The organism is Roseovarius sp. CH_XMU1461 (assembly GCF_037027165.1).
GTDB lineage: Bacteria > Pseudomonadota > Alphaproteobacteria > Rhodobacterales > Rhodobacteraceae > Roseovarius > Roseovarius nubinhibens.
The window spans coordinates 270,195-291,803 of the sequence record NZ_JAYMDV010000003.1; the positions used below are offsets into that span (position 1 = coordinate 270,195).

The window sequence follows — 21,609 nt, forward strand, 5'->3', positions numbered from 1 at the left end:
CGGGTCCGTCTGGGAGGAGAGACATGCGCACTCAGGTCTGCATCATCGGCGGCGGCCCCTCGGGGCTTTTGCTCGGCCAGCTCCTGCACCGTCAGGGCATCGACACCGTCATCCTCGAACGCAAGACCCGCGACTATGTGCTGGGCCGCATCCGCGCCGGCATTCTGGAAACCGGCACTGCCGATCTCTTGCGGCAGGCGGGCGCGGGCGACCGCATGGACCGCGAAAGCTTTGCCCATGAGGGCACGGTCATTGCCTATGGCGACACGCAATTCGGGGTCAATTTCCACGCCCATACCGGTCGCGATGTCATCGTCTATGGCCAGACCGAGCTCACCCGCGATCTCTATGACGCGCGCGAGGCCGCAGGCGCGCCCACCCTCTTCAACGTCGATCACGTCGCCATCCACGACGCCAAGACCGACGCGCCCCATGTCACCTATCATGTGGCCGGCACGGAACACCGCATTGACTGCGATTTCATTGCGGGCTGCGACGGGTTCCACGGCGTCAGCCGCCAGACCATCCCGCTCTCGGTGCGGCGCGAATATGAGAAAATCTACCCGTTCGGCTGGCTCGGCATCCTGTCGGAAACCCCGCCCGTCCATGACGAGCTGATCTATTCCGGCTCCGAACGCGGCTTTGCCCTGTGCTCGATGCGCAGCGCCACGCTCAGCCGCTACTACATCCAATGCGCCCTCTCCGACAGCCCCGAGGATTGGAGCGACGCGAACTTCTGGGAAGAGCTCAAACGCCGCATCCCCGAGGACGCCGCCGACCGGCTGATCACTGGCCCCTCGATCGAGAAATCCATCGCGCCTCTGCGCAGCTTCGTCTGCGAGCCGATGCAATGGGGGCGGCTCTTTCTCTGTGGCGACGCCGCCCATATCGTGCCGCCCACCGGGGCCAAGGGGCTCAACACCGCCGCCTCCGACGTGCATTACCTCTACACCGGGCTGCGACAGCATTACCTCGACGGCGACAGCGACGGGATCGAACGCTATTCCGAACGCGCCCTCGCCCGGGTCTGGAAGGCCGAACGCTTTAGCTGGTCGACCACCAACCTCTTGCACCGCTATCCGCATCAATCGGAATTTGATATCAAGATGCAACAGGCCGAAGTCGCCTTCCTGCGCGACAACGCAGCCGCGCAGAAGGTCTTTGCGCAAAACTACGTGGGGCTTCCATACTGATGCGTATGCTGAACCGGGCCGAGGCCGCGCTGCACTGGCGCGAGGATGGCGACCCCAGCGGTCGCCCGCTGGTCTTTGCCAATTCGCTCGGCACCGATCTGCGGCTCTGGGACGCGCTCCTGCCGCATCTGCCCTCTGGTCTGCGGCTCATCCGTTATGACATGCGCGGGCATGGGCTCTCGTCCTGCCCGCCCGGCCCCTATGACATGGAGACACTCGCCCGCGATGCCGAGGCGCTGATTGATCACCTTGATCTGCGCCATGTCACCTTCATCGGCCTCTCCATCGGCGGCATGGTCGGGCAGGCACTCGCCGCCCGCCACCCCGATCTCCTCTCGGCGCTGGTCCTGTCGAACACCGCCGCCGCCATGGGCACGCCAGAGGCCTGGCAGGCCCGCATTGCCGCCATCCGCGCAGGGGGCCTTGAGGCGATTGCCGACGCGGTGATGGAGCGCTGGTTCGCCGCGCGCTTCCGCGCCACGCCCGAGCTGGCGCTGTGGCGCAATATGCTGACCCGCACGCCGCCCGAGGGCTATATCGGCTGCTGCGCCGCCATCGCCGGGGCCGATCTGCGCGCCACCACCGCCGGGCTCACCCTGCCGACGCTGGCCATCGCCGGGGCCGAGGATGGCGCGAGCCCCCCCGATCTCGTCGCCGACACCGCCCGGCTCATCCCCGGCGCACAGCTCGCGACCCTGCCCGACACCGGCCACCTGCCCTGTGTCGAGGCCCCCGCCGCCTATGCGGCGATCCTGTCCGATTTTCTCAAGGAGACCGCCCATGTCTGAACGCCCCCCGACTGAGCGCCCGACAACCGACCGCTACACGACCGGGATGGACACCCGCCGCCGCGTGCTGGGCGATGCCCATGTCGACCGCGCCGAAGCCTGCAAGAGCGATTTCGACGCCCCCTTTCAGACGCTGATCACCGAAGGCGCCTGGGGCACGGTCTGGGCCAGCGACGCGATAAGCCCGCGCGAACGCTCCATGCTGACCCTCGCGCTGCTGGCCGCCACCGGCAATTTCGAGGAAATCCCCATGCATATCCGCGCCACCGCCCGCACCGGGGCGAGCCAATCCGACGTGATCGAAGCGTTTCAGCATGTCGCCATCTATGCCGGCGTGCCGCGCGCCAATCACGCGATCCGGCTGGCCAAGGAAACCTATGCGGAGATGGAGGCCGAGGCATGAAAACGCCCGCCGAATACTATCAGCGCGACCGCCAGTGGCACGCCCCGGCGCTGACGCCTGAGTATAAAACCTCCGTCTCGCGCGCGCCCGGCTTTCCGCTGCTGAGCCTTGAACAAAGCGCCAGCGAAATCACCGGGCCGAGTTTTCGCAACGACGACATCAACCCGGGCGACAATGACCTCTTGCACAATTACGCCACCGCCGGGCAGAGCGCGATCGGCGAGCGGATCATCCTGCATGGCCGGGTGCTGGACGAAAACGCGCGCCCCGTGCCGCATGTGCTGGTGGAAATCTGGCAGGCCAATACCGGCGGGCGCTATCGCCACCGCAAGGATGGCTATCTCGCGCCCATCGATGCCAATTTCGGCGGCTGCGGGCGCACGCTCACCGATGACCAGGGCCATTACGTCTTTCACACCGTCAAACCCGGCGCCTACCCGTGGCGCAACTGGGTCAATTCCTGGCGTCCGGCGCATGTCCATTTTTCGGTCTTCGGCACGTCTTTCTCGCAGCGGCTCATCACCCAATGCTATTTCGAGGGCGACCCGCTCATCGCGCGCTGCCCCATCGTGCAGACGCTGAAAGACCCCGCCGCCGTGGATCAGCTCACCGCCGCGCTCGACATGAACGCGACGATCCCGCTCGATTCCATCGCCTATCGCTTCGACATCGTGCTGCGCGGGCGGCGCGCGACCTATTTCGAAAACCGCCCCGAGGGAGGCTGACATGGCGCAACGTCTCGACTACCTCAAGGAAACCCCCTCGCAGACCGCCGGGCCTTATGTCCATATCGGCCTCGCCCCCGGCGCGGCCGGGTTCGACATCTACGCGCAAGAGCTCGGCTGGGACATCGCAGGGCCGCATGCGGCAGGCGAACGCATCCGCGTCGAAGGTCTGGTGACCGACGGCACCGGCTCGCCGGTCAAGGATGTGCTGATCGAGGTCTGGCAGGCCAATGCCGCCGGGCATTATGCCCATCCCGAAGACCCCGGCGAGACCGAAGACGGCTTTCGCGGCTGGGGCCGGGTGATCACCGATTTCGACACCGGCGAATGGGGGTTTGACACCGTGAAACCGGGCGCGGTCATGGGCCGCGGCGGGCGTCTCATGGCGCCGCATCTCAATCTCTGGATCGTCGCGCGCGGCATCAACATCGGGCTCAACACCCGTCTCTATTTCGACGATGAGGCCGAGGCCAACGCCGCCGATCCGGTCCTCGGCCTCATCGAATGGGAAAACCGCCGCCAGACGCTCATCGCCCGGCGCGAGATCCGCGACGGCGCGCCCGTCTACCGGTTCGACATCCGCCTGCAAGGCGCGGATGAGACCGTGTTTTTCGACATCTAGGCCCAAGGACCGGACATGACCAAACCCTGCATCCTGTGCTGTGCCATCACCGGCTCGCTGCCGACCAAGGCCAACAACCCCGCCGTGCCGATCACCGTCACGGAACAGATCGAAAGCAGCCACGCCGCCTTTGAGGCCGGGGCCAGCATCATCCACGCCCATGTGCGCAACGATGACGAAACCCCGTCGAGCGATCCTGAGAAATTCGCCCGGCTCAAGGAAGGGCTGGAGAAACACTGCCCCGGCGTGATCGTCCAGTTTTCCACCGGCGGCCGCTCTGGCGCGGGGCAGACCCGTGGCGGCATGCTGCCGCTGCGCCCCGACATGGCCTCGCTCTCGGTGGGGTCGAACAATTTCCCGACCCGCGTCTATGAGAACCCGCCCGATCTGGTGGAGTGGCTGGCGGCGGAAATGCGCGCCCATGACATCACCCCCGAGGTCGAGGCCTTTGATCTCGGTCATGTGCTGCAGGCGATCCGCCTTCATGCCGAGGGCGTGCTCACCGGCAGGCTCTATGTGCAGTTCGTCATGGGGGTGAAAAACGCCATGCCGGTCGACCGCGAGGTGTTCGACTTCTACCGCCACATCCTGCAGAGCCGCGCGCCCGACGCCGAATGGTGCGCCGCAGGCATCGGCGCGGCCCAGCTCACCATCAACGAATGGGCCATCGCCTCGGGCGGTCACACCCGCGCGGGGCTCGAGGACAATGTGCGGCTCGACCGCGACACGCTCGCGCCCTCGAACGCCGCGCTCATCGCCCGCGCCGCCGATCTTTGCGCCAAATACGACCGCCCCGTCGCCACCCCGGCCCAGGCGCGCGAGATGCTCGGCCTGCGCCCGGCCTGAGGCCACAGGGCCGAAATTTATCGCTAACAAGGGCAAAGCCTTGCGTTTTGTCCCTTTCGGCCCTGCGCCCCCCCCTCTATATCGCGGGTAAGTTTCACAAAGCTCAGGAGCACGCCCATGACCATCACCGTCGGCATCAACGGGTTCGGCCGCATCGGCCGCTGCACGCTCGCCCATATCGCGCAATCGACCCGCGACGACATCAAGGTCGTCAAGGTCAACGCCACCGGCCCGCTCGAAACCGCCGCCCACCTGCTCAAATATGACAGCGTGCATGGCCGTTTCGCCAACGAGATCACCCTCGGCGATGGCACGATGGATCTGGGCCGCGGCCCGATGCAGATGTTCTCGACCTATGACATGGACGAGCTCGACTGGTCCGGCTGCGACGTGGTTCTGGAATGCACCGGCAAATTCAACGACGGCGAAAAGGCCAAGAAACATCTCGAGCGCGGCGCCAAGAAAGTGCTCCTCTCGGCGCCCGGCAAGAATGTCGACCGCACCATCGTCTTCGGCGTCAATGACAACGAGCTGCAAGCCTCGGACACGATGATCTCGAACGGCTCCTGCACCACCAACTGCCTCGCGCCGGTGGCCAAGGTGCTCGACGATTCCTTCGGCATCGAGAGCGGCATCATGACCACGATCCACGCCTATACCGGCGATCAGCCGACGCTCGACCGTCGCCACAAGGATCTCTACCGCGCCCGCGCCGCCGCCATGTCGATGATCCCGACCTCCACCGGTGCCGCCAAGGCGCTGGGCGAGGTGCTGCCCGCCCTCAAGGGCAAGCTCGACGGCTCGGCCATCCGCGTGCCGACCCCCAATGTCTCGGCCGTCGACCTGACTTTCGTCGCCAAAAAGGACGTGACCGAGGATGAGGTCAACGCCGCCATGCGCGCCGCCGCCGAAGGCCCGATGAAGGGCGTGCTCGGCTATGATCCCGAACCCAAGGTCTCGATCGATTTCAACCACACCGAAGAAAGCTCGATCTTCGCCCCGGCCCAGACCAAGGTCATCGGCGGCCGCCTCGTGCGCGTGCTGAGCTGGTACGACAATGAATGGGGCTTCTCCTGCCGCATGGCCGATGTGGCCGTCGCGATGGGCAAGCTGGGCTAAGCCCACCCGCCTCCTTGCACCGAAACGTCCCGTCAGGCATACCCGGCGGGACGTTTTCTTTTCGGGCCACCCGCATGACGAACCGCATTGCCTTTTTTCTCGCCCTGCTGATCGTGATCGGCCTGGTGCTCGATTTCACCTATCAGCACGGCGATGGCACGCTCTTCCTCCTGCGCAAGCTGAGCGCCGCGATCGAATGGCTGGCCTTCTGGCGCTGACCGCGGCACCGCCCCCTAGTTCATCCCCATCGCCGCAAGGCTCGCCCGGTCCGGTGCCCCCGTGGTCGCAAGGCCATTCTCCGCCTGCCACGCCCGCATCGCCTGTGCCGATCCCGCGCCCCAGACCCCGTCCGGCGTGCCCGCCTCATAGCCCGCGGAATTGAGCATGGTCTGGATCGCCCGGTAATCCGCCGCCGTCAGGTCGAGCGTCGAAAACCCGCAAGCCGCCGCCGCCGCATCGAACACCGCCTGACCGCCCGCCAGCTGAAAGGTCGCGTCATGGGTCTTGCCGTTCTTCTCGGTCAGCCGGACAAAGAGCTTTTCGGCATCATAGAGCTGCCGGATCATCCGCTGCCCCTGGGCCCCAAAGAGACCGCCGCCCTTGGAACTGGTGAGCTTGGACCAGCGGTCCTGCACCGCGTCCTGCCCATCAATGCGATAGGTCACTGGCACCGTGTTCACATTGTAATCGCTGAGAATATAATCATCGGCGTCAAAGACGACGCTGGTCTCGCCCTCCTTGCAGGAGACATAGAGCTTGGGCGTCGAGAGCTGCAGCCCCTCCTTATATTCCGACACGTTGATGCCAAAGATCTTGGGGCTGTCGTCGATGGCGGCCCGATCCTGCGAGAGCCCCCACCAGCCGTGAATGGTGAATTTCTCGCGATGCAGCTGAGAGAAGATCGCCTTGCTGTAATCAATCTCGGGATGGGCCGCATCGGCCCAGTCCGGCCCCTTTTCCGTCCCCTCGGGCGTGGCGGCGGCACTTTGGGCCGTTGCCGTCTTGGCAGGCGCGGGTTGGGCGCTGCTCTCCCCGGCCACCGGCGGCGTGATGGGCAGGAGGATGCCGTAGGTCGCGGCGAGCCAATTGCCCCGCAGGTTCGCCAATGACAGCTTTTCGGTCTCTACCCGGCTCTGCGCCACCGCGCCGATAAGCCCGCTGGCGCCCTGCGCCTCCTTCTCCGCCGCCGCGACGATCTTTTGCTGCGCAAGGATCTCGGCGAGGATCTTGTCGGCGAGCTCGGGATCGGGCCGCGCCACCGGCAACTCGATCACCCTCTGCGCGCCGCCCGTCTCGCCCGCCACCCGGTTTTCGAGAACCGCCCGGGTGAGCTTGAGCGTCTCGATCCGCGCCTCCATCAGCGTGCTGATCAGCCCCGCGCCATATTTGGCCTTCTGCGCCTCGGCCTCAGCCACGCTTGCGTCAATCTCCGCGATCTCGCGCCGCAGCTCCGAGAGCGGCAGCGCCTCCTGCGCCCCGCCGCCCAGCGGCCAGAGCGCCAACACCAAGGCCCCCGCCGTGAGCCCCGTTTTCAAATTCCATGCTCCAAATCGCCCGGACATGCTGCAAACACGCATTCTCAAATCTCCTGTTTCGACCCCTCCCGATCTGCCGGAGCTTGGTTAATATTTTCTTTACGAATGCCGAGATGCGCGCCCCGCCCAAACGCAAACGGCCCCGCCAGATGGCGGGGCCGCGTGATGTCAGACCCTGTTCAGGGCCGCTGGATCGACCCGCAGATCAGTCCATCGCCTTGAAGTTGAACTCGCCGCCTTCCTTGATGCCCGAGGGCCAGCGCGAGGTGACGGTCTTGGTGCGGGTGTAGAACTTGAAGCTGTCCGGACCATGCTGGTTCAGGTCACCGAACATGGATTTCTTCCAGCCGCCAAAGGTGTGATAGGCGAGCGGCACCGGGATCGGCACGTTGATGCCCACCATGCCGATGTTGACGCGGCTGGCGAAATCGCGCGCCGTGTCACCATCGCGGGTAAAGATCGCGGTGCCATTGCCATATTCATGGTCCATGGCCAGCTTGAGCGCGTCCTCATAGGTCTCGGCGCGCACGGTCGACAGGACCGGGCCAAAGATTTCCTGCTTGTAGATATCCATGTCCGGGGTCACCCGGTCAAAGAGATGCGGCCCGACAAAGAACCCGTCTTCATAACCCTGCAGTTTGAAATCGCGGTTGTCGACGACCAGTTCGGCCCCTTGCTCGACGCCCGAGTTGATGAGGCCGAGGATGCGCTCCTTGGCGGCGGCGGTCACCACCGGGCCGAGGTCGACATCGTCGCCTGCGGTATAGGGCGCAACCTTGAGCTTTTCGATGCGCGGCACCAGCTTTTCGATGAGACGGTCCGCGGTTTCCTCGCCCACCGGCACAGCCACCGAGATCGCCATGCAGCGTTCGCCCGCCGCACCAAACCCGGCCCCGACCAGCGCGTCCGCGGCCTGATCCATATCGGCATCGGGCATCACGATCATGTGGTTCTTGGCACCGCCAAAGCACTGGGCGCGTTTGCCATTCGCCGTGGCGCGGCTGTAGATATATTGCGCGATCGGGGTCGAGCCGACAAAGGACACGCCCTGAATGATCTCGCTGTCGAGCAGCGTGTCGACCGCTTCCTTGTCGCCATTGACGACCTGGAAACAGCCAGCAGGCAGGCCCGCTTCGACAAAGAGCTCGGCCAGCATGAGCGGCACAGAGGGGTCACGCTCGGAGGGCTTGAGCACCACGGCATTGCCGCAAGCCAGCGCCGGGCCGACATGCCACAGCGGCATCATGGCGGGGAAGTTGAAAGGCATGATCGAGGCCACAACGCCGAGCGGCTGGCGCATCGAATACATGTCGATGCCGGGGCCCGCGCTGTCGGTGAACTCACCCTTGAGCATCTGCGGCGCGCCGACGCAATATTCGATCACTTCGAGACCGCGCTGCAGGTCGCCCTTGGCGTCGGGGATGGTCTTGCCATGCTCGCGGCTCAGCGCCTCGGCGAGCTTGTCCATGTCGCGGTTCATCAGCGCGACCATCTTCATCATCACGCGGGCCCGTTTCTGCGGGTTGGTCGCGCCCCAGGCGGGCTGCGCCTTGGCGGCCCGCTCGATCGCATCGGTGGTCTCGTCGACGCTGGCCATCGGGCATTTGTACTGGACCTCGCCGGTGGCGGGGTTGAAGACGTCGTCAAAACGGCCCGACTTGCCTTTGACAAGGGCGCCGTCGATGAAGTGGTGAAGCTCTTGCATGGGAATCCTCCTGATTTCGGCGCCAAGATAGCGTTGCATTTTTGACGGGAAAAGAGGCAATATATCAAAAGCCGTTTTGCGTTTTTGCAAAACCCACCCCCAGACCGGAGCCCGCCCATGTCCGACACAGCCCCCAATTGGGACGATCTGCGCGTCTTTCTCGCCGTGGCCCGGGCCGAGTCGCTCTCGGGCGCGGGCCGGGTGCTCAAGATGGATCCCGCCACCGTCGGCCGCCGCATCGCGCGGCTCGAGCTCGACCTCGGCGCGCCGCTCTTTGCCAAGTCGCCGCAGGGCTATGCGCTCACCCTTGAGGGCCAGCGCCTCCTGTCCCACGCCGCCCGCGCCGAGGATGAGATGATGCGCGCCTTCGAGGATGTCGCCGGCCAGGAAGGCCCGCTGAGCGGCCAGATCCGCCTCGGCGCGCCCGATGGTTCGGCCAATTTCCTGCTGCCCCAGGTCTGCGCCGCCATTGTCGAAAAACACCCCGATCTCGAGGTCCAGATCGTCGCCCTGCCGCGCATCGTGAACCTGTCGAAACGCGAGGCGGACATGGCCATCGGGGTCAGCGCGCCGACCGCCGGGCGGCTCCATGTGGAAAAGATCAGCGATTACAAACTGCACCTCGCCGCCGCCCAGAGCTATCTCGACCGGCACCCGCCGATCACCCGGCTGAGCGACCTGCGACACCACCGCGTCATCGGCTATATCCAGGACATGATCTTCGACCGCGAACTCGATTACCTGAGCGCCACCGGCCTCGACACGGTGCAGCTCGCCAGCAACTCGGTCTCGGTGCAAATCAACTGGATCCGGCAGGGCGCGGGCCTCGGCATCATGCATGATTTCGCCATCCCCTTCACCGACGGTCTGACCAAGATCCTGACCGAGGAGGTGAGCCTGACGCGGAGCTTCTATCTCATCCGTCACCGCGACAATCTGCGCACCGATCGGCTCAACCGCTTTGCCGCCGCGCTCTCCGACGGGATGCGCCGCGAAGTGGCCCGGCTCGAAGCGCTGACTTGACAGGTCGGCCCCTTTTGCGGGACGCTGGTTTACACGCCTGTCACAAAAGGAGTTTCCGCGATGCTCGTGCAACAGATCCTCAAGGCCAAGGGCGATGACAAGGTCATCACCATCAAACCCGGCACGTTGGTCTCGGACGCCGCGCGTATCCTCGCCGAACGCCGCATCGGCGGCCTGGTGGTCTCCGAAGATGGCAAACAGATCCAGGGCATCCTGTCCGAACGCGACATCGTGCGCTCGCTGGCGGTGCGCGGGGCAACCTGCCTGAGCGACCGGATCGACGACATGATGACCCGCAACCCGGTCTGCTGCGCCCGCGGCGACACCTCCGATCAGGTGCTGACCCGGATGACCGAAGGCCGCTTCCGCCACATGCCCGTGGTCGAAGATGGCGAATTGGTCGGCATCGTCACCATCGGTGATGTGGTCTCGTCGCGCCTGTCGGAACTCGCCATGGAAAAGGACGCGCTGCAAGGGATGATCATGGGGCACTAGCCCCGCGTCATGCCCCCATCACGCCCCCCGGCCCGACACCCGGCCCCCTACTCGATCTTGCGTAGAACCACGCAACCCCTTGCAAATCCACGCGCAACCGTGTTGCGTAGCCGCGTTTGAACGACGGAGCCCGCCCATGCGCATCGGATTATACCCCGGAACCTTCGACCCGATCACTCTGGGCCATATCGACATCATCCGCCGCGCGGCGGTCATGGTCGACCGGCTGGTCATCGGCGTGGCCATCAACCGCGACAAGGGGCCGCTCTTCACCCTCGAGGAACGGGTCGACATGATCGAACGCGAATGCGCCAAGCTGAGCGAACAGACCGGCGCCGAAATCATCGTCCACCCGTTCGAGAACCTGCTCATCGATTGCGCCAAGGATGTCGGGGCGCAGGTCATCGTGCGCGGCCTGCGCGCGGTGGCCGATTTCGAATATGAGTTTCAGATGGTCGGCATGAACCGCGCCCTCGATGACAGTGTCGAGACGGTGTTTCTCATGGCCGACGCGGGCCATCAGGCCATCGCCTCGAAACTGGTCAAGGAAATCGCCCGGCTCGGCGGCGATGTGCGCAAATTCGTGACCCCCCCGGTCAATGCGGCGCTGCGCGAGAAACTCGGCTAACCCGCCCCAAACGCACAAATTTCTCCCTTTTTGGGCCAAAACCTGCTAGGCTGCGCCTTGGCAAGTGGTGATTGTGATGTGTCGCAACCGCCCCCGGTCGGGGCATCTCGAATGTTCGCGTCTTTGGGGGGACAGGCCATGTCGCGTATCGCATTGCGTTTTCTACTCACCGGAATCGGATTTTTGCTCTTCGGCATGCTCTGGGGCATCCAGATGGGCATGATCGGCGACCATAGCCAGATGCCCTCTCACGCCCATCTCAATCTGGTGGGCGGGGTGCTCTTCCTGATCTTCGGCCTCTTCTACCATTGCGTCCCCGAGAGCGCCTTGGGCTTCTACTGCCGGGCGCATTACTGGCTGTCGCTGATCGGGGTGGTGACCATGGTCGCGGGCACCGCCTATACGATCGCCGGCGGCCATCACGGGCTGGCCATTCTCGGCTCGTTCATCACCCTGGCTGCCATGGTCCTCTTTGGCGTGGTGGTGATCCGCCATCGCGGCTGAGGTACGAATTTTCTTGGCAAAGCCGCCATCACGCTATTTCTTAAGAAAACTGACGTGTGAGGTGTGTAATGGCCATAGCTGAACCCGATTTCACCATCGGCATCGAAGAAGAATATCTTCTCGTCGATCTCGATAGCTTTGCCCTGGCCGAAGGCCCGCCAGAGCTCTTCGAGGCCTGTCAGGTCGAGCTGCAGGACCAGGTCAGCCCGGAATTCATGAATTGCCAGATCGAGATCGGCACCAAGGTCTGCGCCACTGTGGCCGAGGCCCGCGACGATCTGCGCCACCTGCGCGCCTGCGTCGCCCGGCAGGCGGCCAAGCACAATCTCGCGCCGATCGCCGCCTCCTGCCATCCGTTCTCGGACTGGCGCGATCAAAAGAACACCGACCGCGACCGCTACAACACGCTCAAGACCGATCTGGCGGCGGTGGTGCGGCGGATGCTGATCTGCGGCATGCATGTCCATGTCGGCATCAACGATCCCGACCGGCGCACCGACCTGATGAACCAGCTGAGCTATTTCCTGCCGCATCTTCTGGCGCTGAGCTGTTCCTCGCCCTTCTGGCAGGGACAGGACACCGGGCTCGCCTGCTACCGGCTTTCGGTCTTCGACAACCTGCCGCGCACCGGCCTGCCGCCAAGGATGGAGAGCTTTTCGGAATTTGAGCGCTCGGTCTCGACCCTCGTCGATCTCGGGGTGATCGAGGACAGTTCGAAAATCTGGTGGGATCTGCGCCCCTCGTCGAAATTCCCGACGCTCGAATCGCGCATCTGCGACGTACAGCCCCGGATGGAACATGCGCTCACCCTCGCCGCCCTCACCCAGGCGCTGAGCCGGATGCTCTGGCGGCTCGCCACCCATAATCAGCGCTGGCGCATCTATGACACGTTCCTGCTGTCGGAGAACCGCTGGCGGGCGCAGCGCTATGGCCCCGAACGCGGGCTCATCGACTTCGGCCGGGGCGAGATCGTCGATTTCCCGATCCTCGTCGACGAGATCCTCGAACTCATCGCCGCCGACGCGGGCCATTTCAACTCGCTGCGCGAAGTGGCCGTCGCCCGTGACATGGCCGCCTCGGGGGGCAGCTCGGGCCGCCAGCGCGCCGCCTATGCCGAGGCGCATGAGCGGACCGGCGATCACGACATGGCGCTCAACGCCGTGGTGCAGCATCTGATCAACGAGTTCCACGAAGACCTTTGACGGGGGATTTAGGGCGGTCTTTGGGCCGCCCTGAGACCGCGCCGACCCATTGTTTCCTGCACTGTCGTGTTACCGTCGTTTTACCGACGTGATACCGATGTGACGTTTTCACCGACCCACCGCCGCCGAGGGCGCTTGCAATAGTTCTGCAAATTTTTGTAATTAAACACGCGTTCAATTCAAATCGCACCGCCTTGGGAGGGGCTGCCATGGATTTCGCACTGACAGAAGAACAGACCGCCATCTTCGATATGGCGCAGGCGTTTGCGCAGGACAATATCGCGCCCCACGCCCGCGACTGGGAGGCCCAAGGCACCATCCCCAAAGAGCTCTGGCCGCAGATCGGCGAGCTCGGTTTTGGCGGTCTCTATGTCAGCGAAGAGAGCGGCGGCTCGGGCCTGTCGCGCCTCGATGCGACGCTGGTTTTCGAAGCCTTGTCAATGGCTTGCCCCTCTGTCGCCGCGTTTCTCTCGATCCACAACATGTGCGCCAAGATGATCGACACCTTCGGCAGCGACGCCCTCAAATCGCGGGTCATGCCCGAGGTGCTGGCGATGGAGAAAGTGCTCTCCTACTGCCTGACCGAACCCGGTTCCGGCTCCGACGCCGCCGCCCTCAAGACCCGCGCCGAAAAGACCGATCAGGGCTACCGGCTCAACGGCACCAAGGCCTTCATCTCCGGCGGCGGCTATTCCGACGCCTATGTCGTCATGTGCCGCACCGGCGATGACAGCCCGAAAGGCATCTCCACGCTGCTCGTCGAAGACGGCACCCCCGGCCTCTCCTTCGGCGCTCTCGAGGACAAGATGGGCTGGCGCAGCCAACCCACGGCGCAGGTCCAATTCGACGATTGCACCGTCCCCGCAGGCAATCTCGTAGGCGAGGAGGGGCGCGGATTTTCCTATGCGATGCAAGGACTTGACGGCGGCCGCCTGAACATCTCGGCCTGTTCTCTGGGGGCCGCGCAAACCGCGATGAACCTGACGCTGCAATATATGTCCCAACGCCGCGCCTTCGGCAAATCCATCGACCAATTCCAAGCCCTGCAGTTCCGCCTCGCCGATCTCGAGATCGAATTGCAAGCCGCCCGCACCTTCCTCCGCCACGCCGCGTGGAAGCTCGACACCGGCGCCCCCGACGCCACGAAATACTGCGCCATGGCCAAGAAATTCGTGACCGAAACCGGCTCGCATATCGTCAACCAATGCCTGCAATTGCATGGCGGCTACGGCTATCTCGCCGACTACGGGATCGAGAAGCTTGTGCGCGATCTGCGGGTCCATGAAATCCTCGAAGGCACCAATGAAATCATGCGCTTGATCGTCGCCCGCAACCTTCTGGCCGAACGATGAGCGATCTCTCCATCCGCATCGAAGGCCGCGCCGGGCGCATCACCCTGACCCGGCCCAAGGCGCTCAACGCGCTGAGCTACGAGATGTGTCTCGCCATCGAAGACGCGCTCGACGCCTGGGCCGAGGACGACAGCGTGGCGCTGGTGATCATCGACGCCGAGGGCGACAAGGCCTTCTGCGCCGGCGGCGACATCCAGGAACTCTACAGCCGTGGCCGCGCCGGCGACGTGGCTTACGGCCAGAATTTCTGGCGCGACGAATACCGTCTCAACGCGAAAATCGCCGAATATCCAAAGCCTTACATCGCCTTCATGCAAGGGTTCACCATGGGCGGCGGCGTCGGCATCTCCTGCCACGGCTCGCATCGCGTGGTGGGCGACAGCTCGCGCATCGCCATGCCCGAATGCGGCATTGGCCTCGTCCCCGACGTGGGCGGCTCGCTGCTGCTGGCCCGCGCGCCGGGACGGCTTGGCGAATATCTCGGCTGCACCGGGGCCCGCATGGGACCGGGCGACGCGCTCTTCGCGGGCTTTGCCGATCACTACATCCCCGAAGCCAATTGGCCCGCGCTCATCGACGCGCTTTGCCAAAGCGGCGACACCGCGCCGCTTCTCGCAGCCGCCCTGCCCGCCCCCGAGGCACCACTTGCCGCGCAACAGCCTGCGATTGATGGGTTTTTCTCGGGCGAAACGCTGCTCGACATTCTCAACGCCCTGCGGGCTGATCTCGGCGATTTCGCCGCCGACACGCTCAAGTCGCTCGCCCGCAATTCGCCGCTCTCCATGGCCGCCACGGTGGAAATGATCCACCGGCTGCGTGGCCCCGCCGCCGACATCCGCCGCGCGCTCGAGCTGGAATACCGCTTTACCCATCGCGCGCAGGACAAGAGCGATTTTCTCGAAGGCATCCGCGCCGCCGTGATCGACAAGGACCGCAGCCCCAACTGGCAGCATTCCCTCGACGCGCCGCCCCAGATGGCCGCCACACAGATGCTTTTGCCGCTCGGTGCGGACAAGCTCACATTTGACACGAAAGGTGACATGTCATGAAGATCGGATTTATCGGTTTGGGCAATATGGGCGGGCCGATGGCCGCCAACCTGGCCAAGGCAGGCCATGAGGTGACCGGCTTTGACATGGCCAATGTCGAGATCGAGGGCGTCACGCTCGCCGCCAGCGGGGCCGAGGCCGCGACCGGGGCCGAGGTGGTGATCACCATGCTGCCCAATGGCGACATCCTGCGCAAGGTCGCCGCCGAAATCATCCCCGCCATGTCCAAGGGCGCGGTGTTTCTCGACTGTTCCACCGTCGATGTGGCCAGCGCCCGCGCCGTGGCCGAAGACGCGCAAAAGGCCGGTCTCTCGGCGCTCGACGCGCCCGTCTCGGGCGGCATCGGCGGCGCTTCGGGCGGTACGCTGACCTTTATGGTCGGCGGCGATGACGCGGGCTTTGCCACGGCTAAACCGCTCTTTGACATCATGGGCCAGAAGGCCGTGCATTGCGGCCCCTCGGGCAATGGTCAGGCCGCCAAGATCTGCAACAACATGATCCTCGGCGTCACTATGATCGCCACCTGCGAGGCTTTCGCGCTGGCCGACAAGCTCGGTCTCGACCGGCAAGCAATGTTCGACGTGGTGTCGACCTCCTCGGGCTATAGCTGGTCGATGAACGCCTATTGCCCCGCCCCCGGCGTCGGCCCGCAAAGCCCTGCCGACAATGGCTATAAACCCGGTTTCGCCGCCGAGCTGATGCTCAAGGATCTCCGCCTCGCCCAGCAGGCCGCCGAAGAGGCCGACGCCGACACGCCCATGGGTCAGGCGGCGCGCGATCTCTATGCCCAATTCGTCGAAGGCGAAGACGGTCTGGGGCGCGATTTCTCGGCCATGCTGCCCCGGTTCGAGGCGCGCAAACGCGGCTGATCGCCGACCGGCTCTTTTCTCTTGGAACAACGGCACGGGGGGTCACGTTGGACCCCCCAGAGGCTCACGAGCCCCATCCCGATATTCGGGGTGAAAGCCAAAGGAGAGGAGATCCCATGAAACATCCCCTAACAGCCATCACCCTCATCGCCGCAGGTGCGGCCACCGGCGCATTGGCCACAGGCAGCCCCACGGCCACCTCCGTCGAGGCCCTGACCACCGGGTTTGACAGCGCCCAGGTGATCCGCGTCAAGGACGAGATCAAAGAGGTCGAAAAAGCCGCTGAAAAGGCCGCCAAAGACGCCGAAAAAGCCGCTGAGAAAGCCGAGAAACAGGCAGACAAAGCCTCGGACAAGGCGGCAGACAAGGCTGAGAAACGCGCCGACAAGGCCGCCGACAAAGCCGAGAAACAGGCAGACAAGTCGCTGGATAAGGCCGAGAAAGAGCTCGACAAAGCCGCAGACAAGGCCGAGGACCGCGCCGAGAAAGCCGCAGAGAAATCCGCCGACAAGGCTGAAAAACGCGCCGAAAAGCTCGACGACAAGGTCGAGAAAGCCACTGAAAAGGCCGCGAAACACGCTGAAAAACGTGCCGAGCAAGAGGCCAAAGCCGCTGAAAAGGCTGAGAAATCCCTCGATAAAGACCTGAAGAAGGTCGAGAAAGAGCTCGAGAAGGATCTCGAAAAGGCTCTGAAAGAAACCGATGACGCGGCCCGCGAACGCCATATGGCGATGTTCAAGGCCGATATCGAACGTTCGGCCGAAGAGCGCGAGAAACTCGTGCAGGCCCTGATGGATGCCAAGGCGCCGCAGGATCGCAACATGGTCGAAGTGATCGAACGCACGTCGCTACAGCTCATGACCGAGCCGGTGACCATCGAAAACGCCGATGTGGCCGAGATCATCACCTATCGCAACTGCCCGCCGGGCCTGATGAACAAGACACCGGCCTGCGTGCCGCCGGGGCTCGCCAAACAGGGCGTCACCTATGAGGAATGGGTGAGCTATGACAGCGACCGGCTCGAAGATCTGCTCGAAGAGCGCCGCACCGCCTTTGTCGCGGTCGACAGCGATGCCAGTGCCAGCACCGGCGATGTCGCCGTCGCCACCGATGCCGAGATCGACCTGCTGCTGAGCTCGGATCGGATCGCCACGATCTACGATCTCGACCCGGCCCCCGAAGGTCAGAAATACGCGCTGATCGACGGTCTGCCGGTGCTCCTGACCGACGCCGACTATCTGGCGCTGATCGAGGTGAACGAGCTGGCCCATACGGTCGAGCTCAAGGACACGACCTATGTCTCGCCCGCCGCCGCCCTGACCCAGGCCGAACTGGTGCAGACCTACGCGCTGCCGGAACTGGCCGAGGGCTATAACTACGCCGTGGTCAATGGCGAGGTGCTGATGGTCGAAGACAGCGCCTATGAGATGCTGCAACTCCTGCGCATCGCCCGCGCCGCGCTGTAATCCACCGCGATCCCACAATTCGAAAGGGGCGGCCCGGTGCCGCCCCTTTTGCCCAATGTAGAAAGAACTCTCCCGGTTCGTAGAGTAAAGCCCCCTTCCTTGGACGTGCCACGTTAAACGATCTCGAAATTCTCGGCCTTCTGGCGTGCATCTGCCACCCGGACATCCCCGAGCTGACCCTTCCGTTGAAAAACGATAGACGCGGTGCAATCCGATATCTCTTTATGATGAACGACCAGCCCGAGGGCGGCATCGAATACGACATCCTTCAAGTGAAGTGAGCGCTCCATTAACTCGCATGCGGCTCCAGCCCAATCCAAAAGATCACGCCCTGAAATGTTGTGATCCTCAAGAAAGGCATCTGCCTCTAGGGCACTCCAACTGCGCTCGCTCCACTCAAAGTAGAGAGCAGGCTTGACCGGCACAAATGCTGGCCGCATGGCGTGGGTACCCGGGCGGTAGAAGCCGCCATAGCCCACCACATTGGGCGCAAAACGCGCGCCTTCCAACGTAAAGGCTGCCGCCCCGTGATCGGCCATGAGCTTGAAGAATCTGGTTAATTGCGATTCCAGCTCTTCTGGTAAGCTGATCCTGTCTCGGAGGTCCCGAAAACCGATTGCCCGTGCGACACTGCCAGTCAAATCCACTTGGAGGGAATTTCGTAGCTTCGCAGTCGAGGTGCTAGAAAGCTCTGAGAGACGCCTCCAGAACCGCTCGGCGCAGAACTCCACATATGGCACACTCTTTATAGTGTTAAGGTGGTCAATAAGTGAAGCGTTGGCCTTGAAGCCAAATGCAAAGGCAAGTGCTTCGCTGAGATGCGCCGACGTGACCAGTTTGTGCCTCCTGTTGTGATGCAGGAGATCGCTCTTTACAGATTTGATCTGAAGTTCGGAAAGATAGATGGTGAGCATTACAAAGCCCTTCCTGAGATACGCACTTCCCCTTGCTGTTTGACGAGATGCGCATTCAAAAAGACTTCGAAGTCGCGAAAATCATAATTCAAGAGAACAACGCTTTGAGTCAGCAAGAGCTCAGGAGGTTAGCCTCCAGAAAAAATGCGAGCTATGGGCGTCCCTGTCAAGGCCGATTTGCGTGTCTTGGAAGGAGGGTAGATTTCCACCAATGGATGGCTTTGCCCTTCTCAATTCAAAGTATGAGAAAGGGCAAAGCACCAGTATCATTAAGCTTCAGTACAACCATCGCCCTATTCCGCCGCGATCTTGCGCCCGGCGAGGATCTCCTTGAGATAGCGCCCGGTGTGGCTGCGCGGCGCGTCGGCCACATCCTCGGGCGTGCCGGTCGCGACGATCTCGCCACCGCCATCGCCGCCCTCGGGGCCGATATCCAACAGCCAATCGGCGGTCTTGATCACATCGAGATTATGCTCGATCACCACCACCGTATTACCCTGCTCGACCAATTCGTGCAGCACTTCCAAGAGCTTGCGCACATCCTCGAAATGCAGCCCCGTGGTCGGCTCATCGAGGATATAGAGCGTCCGCCCCGTCGACCGCCGCGCCAGCTCTTTCGACAGCTTGACCCGCTGCGCCTCGCCCCCCGAAAGGGTCGTCGCCTGCTGCCCGACCTTGATATAGCCAAGCCCCACGCGCATCAGCGCATCCATCTTCTCGCGGATCGACGGCACCGCCTTAAAGAACTCCTGCGCATCCTCGACCGTCATGTCGAGAACATCGGCAATCGACTTGCCCTTGAACCGGATCTCAAGCGTCTCGCGGTTATAGCGCGCGCCGTTGCAGGTCTCGCAGGTGACATAGACATCGGGCAGGAAATGCATCTCGATCTTGATGACCCCGTCGCCCTGACAGGCCTCACAGCGGCCGCCCTTCACGTTGAAGGAAAACCGCCCCGGCTTGTAGCCGCGCGCCTTGGCCTCGGGCAGCCCGGCGAACCAGTCGCGGATCGGCGTGAAGGCCCCGGTATAGGTGGCCGGGTTCGACCGGGGCGTGCGCCCGATGGGCCGCTGGTCGATGTCGATCACCTTGTCGAGATGTTCGAGCCCCTTGATCGTCTCACAGGGCGCCGGCGTCTGCCGCGCCCCGTTGAGCCGCATCGACGCGGTCTTGAACAGGGTCTCGATGGTGAGGGTGGATTTGCCGCCCCCCGACACGCCGGTGACACAGACAAACCGGCCAAGCGGGAACTCCGCCGTCACCCCTTGCAGGTTGTTGCCGGTGGCGTTCACCACCTTGATCGCCTTGCCATTGCCGGGCCGACGCTCGCCGGGCACGGCAATCTCGCGCTGGCCCGACAGATATTGCCCGGTGACCGAATTTTCATCCGCCGCCACCACCTCGGGCTTGCCATGGCTGACCACCTGGCCGCCATGCACGCCCGCGCCGGGACCGATGTCAAAGACGTAATCCGCCTCGCGGATCGCCTCTTCGTCATGTTCCACCACGATCACCGTATTGCCCTGATCGCGCAGGTTCTTGAGCGTGGTGAGAAGCCGCCCGTTGTCGCGCTGATGCAGCCCGATGCTCGGCTCGTCGAGCACATAGAGCACCCCGGTCAGACCCGAGCCGATCTGGCTCGCCAGACGGATGCGCTGGCTCTCGCCACCCGACAGCGTGCCGGCATTGCGCGACAGCGTCAGATATTCGAGGCCGACGTTGTTGAGAAAGCCGAGCCGCTCGCGGATCTCCTTGAGAATGGCGCGCGCGATCTCGTTCTTCTGGGCGCTGAGGCTCTCGGGCACGGTCTCGCACCACTCAAACGCCTCGCGGATCGACATGTTGACCACCTGCCCCACATGCAGCCCGGCGATCTTGACCGCCAGCGCCTCTTCGCGAAGGCGATAGCCGTCGCAGGTGCCGCAGGGGCGGTTGTTCTGATAGCGTTCGAACTCTTCGCGGACCCAGTTGCTGTCGGTCTCGCGATAGCGCCGCTCCATGTTGGGAATGACCCCTTCAAAGCTGCGGGTGACCTGATAGACCCGGCCGCCCTCATCATAGCGGAACGGGATTTCCTCGTCCCCCGACCCATAGAGAAACACCTGTTTCACATGGGCGGGCAGGTCTTTCCACTTGGTCTGCGGATCGAACTCGTAATGTTTGGCGATGGCCTCGATGGTCTGCAGGAAATAGGGCGATTTGCCCTTGCGCCACGGTGCCAGCGCCCCGTCATAGACCTTGAGGTTCTGATCCGGCACCACCAGCCGTTCGTCGAAAAACAGCTCCATGCCGAGCCCGTCACATTCGGGACAGGCGCCAAAGGGCGCGTTGAAGGAAAACAGCCGCGGCTCGATCTCGGGAATGGTAAAGCCGCTCACCGGGCAGGCGAAATTCTCGCTGAAGGTGATGCGCTCGGGCTCGCCCTCCTTGGGCGCGGTCTCGAGCACGGCAATCCCGTCCGCGAGGTCGAGAGCGGTGCGGAAACTGTCGGCGAGCCGCGTCTCCATCCCCTCGCGCACCACGATCCGGTCCACCACCACATCGATGTCATGGCGGAATTTCTTGTCGAGCGTCGGCGGCTCGTCAAGCTCGTGAAACGCGCCATTGACCTTGACCCGCTGAAAGCCCTGCTTGCGCAGCTCGAGAAATTCCTTGCGATACTCACCCTTGCGGTCGCGCACGATCGGGGCGAGCAGATAGGCCCGCGTGCCCTCTTCCAGCGACATCACCCGGTCGACCATATCCTGCACCTGCTGCGCCTCGATGGGCTTGCCGGTGGCGGGGCTATAGGGGGTGCCCGCGCGGGCAAAGAGCAGCCGCATATAGTCATAGATCTCGGTCACCGTGCCGACGGTCGAGCGCGGGTTTTTCGAGGTGGTCTTCTGTTCGATGGAAATTGCCGGGCTCAGGCCGCTGATATGATCCACATCGGGCTTTTGCATCATGTCGAGGAATTGCCGCGCATAGGCGCTGAGGCTCTCGACATAGCGGCGCTGCCCTTCGGCATAGATCGTGTCGAAGGCGAGGCTCGATTTCCCCGAGCCCGACAGCCCGGTGATCACCACCAGCTCGTTGCGCGGAATGTTCACATCGATATTCTTGAGGTTATGTTCGCGCGCCCCGCGCACCTCGATATGTGTCTGCTCGGCCATCATCACCCCCGGAATACAC

At 63.6% G+C, this 21,609-nt stretch carries 21 protein-coding genes; 17 read left to right on the top strand and 4 right to left on the bottom strand.

The features are described 5' to 3' along the window. The first annotated feature begins 23 nt into the window (after positions 1 to 23). From pobA to WA237_RS10565, 8 genes are all read left to right on the top strand, one after another. Positions 24 to 1,193, top strand: coding sequence for a 4-hydroxybenzoate 3-monooxygenase (gene pobA, locus WA237_RS10530; protein ID WP_336097649.1), 1,170 nt, complete (start codon positions 24 to 26; stop codon positions 1,191 to 1,193). Next, positions 1,193 to 1,981, top strand: a complete 789-nt coding sequence (pcaD, locus tag WA237_RS10535) for a 3-oxoadipate enol-lactonase (protein ID WP_336097650.1) — start codon at positions 1,193 to 1,195, stop codon at positions 1,979 to 1,981. Before pobA ends, pcaD begins: the two co-directional genes overlap by 1 nt. Further along, entirely contained in the window at positions 1,974 to 2,384 is a 411-nt protein-coding gene (gene pcaC / locus WA237_RS10540; RefSeq protein ID WP_216014910.1) for a 4-carboxymuconolactone decarboxylase, read from the top strand. Before pcaD ends, pcaC begins: the two co-directional genes overlap by 8 nt. Further along, positions 2,381 to 3,109, top strand: a complete 729-nt coding sequence (gene pcaH / locus WA237_RS10545) for a protocatechuate 3,4-dioxygenase subunit beta (RefSeq protein WP_336097651.1) — start codon at positions 2,381 to 2,383, stop codon at positions 3,107 to 3,109. The genes pcaC and pcaH overlap by 4 nt, the downstream gene beginning before the upstream one ends. Before the next feature lies 1 nt (position 3,110). Then, positions 3,111 to 3,731, top strand: a complete 621-nt coding sequence (gene pcaG, locus WA237_RS10550; RefSeq protein WP_336097652.1) for a protocatechuate 3,4-dioxygenase subunit alpha — start codon at positions 3,111 to 3,113, stop codon at positions 3,729 to 3,731. A gap of 15 nt (positions 3,732 to 3,746) precedes the next feature. After that, positions 3,747 to 4,577, top strand: a complete 831-nt coding sequence (locus WA237_RS10555) for a 3-keto-5-aminohexanoate cleavage protein (RefSeq protein WP_216014907.1) — start codon at positions 3,747 to 3,749, stop codon at positions 4,575 to 4,577. A 117-nt stretch (positions 4,578 to 4,694) separates the two neighbouring features. After that, positions 4,695 to 5,696, top strand: a complete 1,002-nt coding sequence (gene gap, locus WA237_RS10560; protein ID WP_286910935.1) for a type I glyceraldehyde-3-phosphate dehydrogenase — start codon at positions 4,695 to 4,697, stop codon at positions 5,694 to 5,696. A 74-nt stretch (positions 5,697 to 5,770) separates the two neighbouring features. Continuing rightward, entirely contained in the window at positions 5,771 to 5,914 is a 144-nt protein-coding gene (locus tag WA237_RS10565; protein ID WP_009814194.1) for a hypothetical protein, read from the top strand. Positions 5,915 to 5,929: 15 nt separating this feature from the next. Here WA237_RS10565 and WA237_RS10570 read toward each other — a convergent pair whose 3' ends face one another. Together WA237_RS10570 and WA237_RS10575 are read right to left on the bottom strand one after the other, a co-directional pair. Next, on the bottom strand, positions 5,930 to 7,231 hold the full coding sequence (locus WA237_RS10570) for a peptidoglycan-binding domain-containing protein (protein WP_336097654.1): 1,302 nt from the start codon (positions 7,229 to 7,231) through the stop codon (positions 5,930 to 5,932). 205 nt (positions 7,232 to 7,436) lie between these two features. Continuing rightward, entirely contained in the window at positions 7,437 to 8,936 is a 1,500-nt protein-coding gene (locus WA237_RS10575; protein ID WP_216014905.1) for a CoA-acylating methylmalonate-semialdehyde dehydrogenase, read from the bottom strand. A 117-nt stretch (positions 8,937 to 9,053) separates the two neighbouring features. On the opposite strand from WA237_RS10575, the gene WA237_RS10580 reads away from it, so the two are divergent. The 9 genes from WA237_RS10580 to WA237_RS10620 all read left to right on the top strand — a co-directional run bounded on the left by WA237_RS10580 (position 9,054) and on the right by WA237_RS10620 (position 17,524). Further along, positions 9,054 to 9,959, top strand: coding sequence for a LysR family transcriptional regulator (locus WA237_RS10580; protein WP_336097655.1), 906 nt, complete (start codon positions 9,054 to 9,056; stop codon positions 9,957 to 9,959). Between the two features lie 60 nt (positions 9,960 to 10,019). Continuing rightward, positions 10,020 to 10,454 (top strand): CBS domain-containing protein, encoded by a 435-nt coding sequence (locus WA237_RS10585; protein ID WP_009814190.1) that lies wholly within the window; start codon positions 10,020 to 10,022, stop codon positions 10,452 to 10,454. A 136-nt stretch (positions 10,455 to 10,590) separates the two neighbouring features. Beyond that, positions 10,591 to 11,082: a pantetheine-phosphate adenylyltransferase gene (coaD, locus tag WA237_RS10590; protein WP_009814189.1), complete on the top strand. Its 492-nt coding sequence runs from the start codon at positions 10,591 to 10,593 to the stop codon at positions 11,080 to 11,082. A 138-nt stretch (positions 11,083 to 11,220) separates the two neighbouring features. Further along, on the top strand, positions 11,221 to 11,586 hold the full coding sequence (locus WA237_RS10595; RefSeq protein ID WP_336097657.1) for a hypothetical protein: 366 nt from the start codon (positions 11,221 to 11,223) through the stop codon (positions 11,584 to 11,586). A 68-nt stretch (positions 11,587 to 11,654) separates the two neighbouring features. Further along, positions 11,655 to 12,788: a carboxylate-amine ligase gene (locus WA237_RS10600; protein ID WP_336097658.1), complete on the top strand. Its 1,134-nt coding sequence runs from the start codon at positions 11,655 to 11,657 to the stop codon at positions 12,786 to 12,788. A gap of 209 nt (positions 12,789 to 12,997) precedes the next feature. Then, complete coding sequence (locus WA237_RS10605; RefSeq protein ID WP_336097659.1) at positions 12,998 to 14,140, top strand: acyl-CoA dehydrogenase family protein; 1,143 nt, start codon at positions 12,998 to 13,000, stop codon at positions 14,138 to 14,140. After that, positions 14,137 to 15,189: an enoyl-CoA hydratase/isomerase family protein gene (locus tag WA237_RS10610; protein ID WP_336097660.1), complete on the top strand. Its 1,053-nt coding sequence runs from the start codon at positions 14,137 to 14,139 to the stop codon at positions 15,187 to 15,189. The genes WA237_RS10605 and WA237_RS10610 overlap by 4 nt, the downstream gene beginning before the upstream one ends. Next, positions 15,186 to 16,058 (top strand): 3-hydroxyisobutyrate dehydrogenase, encoded by an 873-nt coding sequence (gene mmsB, locus WA237_RS10615; protein ID WP_336097661.1) that lies wholly within the window; start codon positions 15,186 to 15,188, stop codon positions 16,056 to 16,058. The genes WA237_RS10610 and mmsB overlap by 4 nt, the downstream gene beginning before the upstream one ends. A gap of 116 nt (positions 16,059 to 16,174) precedes the next feature. After that, positions 16,175 to 17,524 (top strand): hypothetical protein, encoded by a 1,350-nt coding sequence (locus WA237_RS10620; protein WP_336097662.1) that lies wholly within the window; start codon positions 16,175 to 16,177, stop codon positions 17,522 to 17,524. Between the two features lie 113 nt (positions 17,525 to 17,637). On the opposite strand, the gene WA237_RS10625 is transcribed toward WA237_RS10620, so the two are convergent. Then, on the bottom strand, positions 17,638 to 18,438 hold the full coding sequence (locus WA237_RS10625) for a hypothetical protein (RefSeq protein ID WP_336097663.1): 801 nt from the start codon (positions 18,436 to 18,438) through the stop codon (positions 17,638 to 17,640). A gap of 293 nt (positions 18,439 to 18,731) precedes the next feature. Beyond that, positions 18,732 to 21,590 carry an excinuclease ABC subunit UvrA gene (uvrA, locus tag WA237_RS10630; protein ID WP_336097665.1) on the bottom strand — a complete coding sequence of 953 codons (2,859 nt, stop codon included), beginning with the start codon at positions 21,588 to 21,590 and terminating at the stop codon, positions 18,732 to 18,734. Positions 21,591 to 21,609 lie beyond the last annotated feature (19 nt).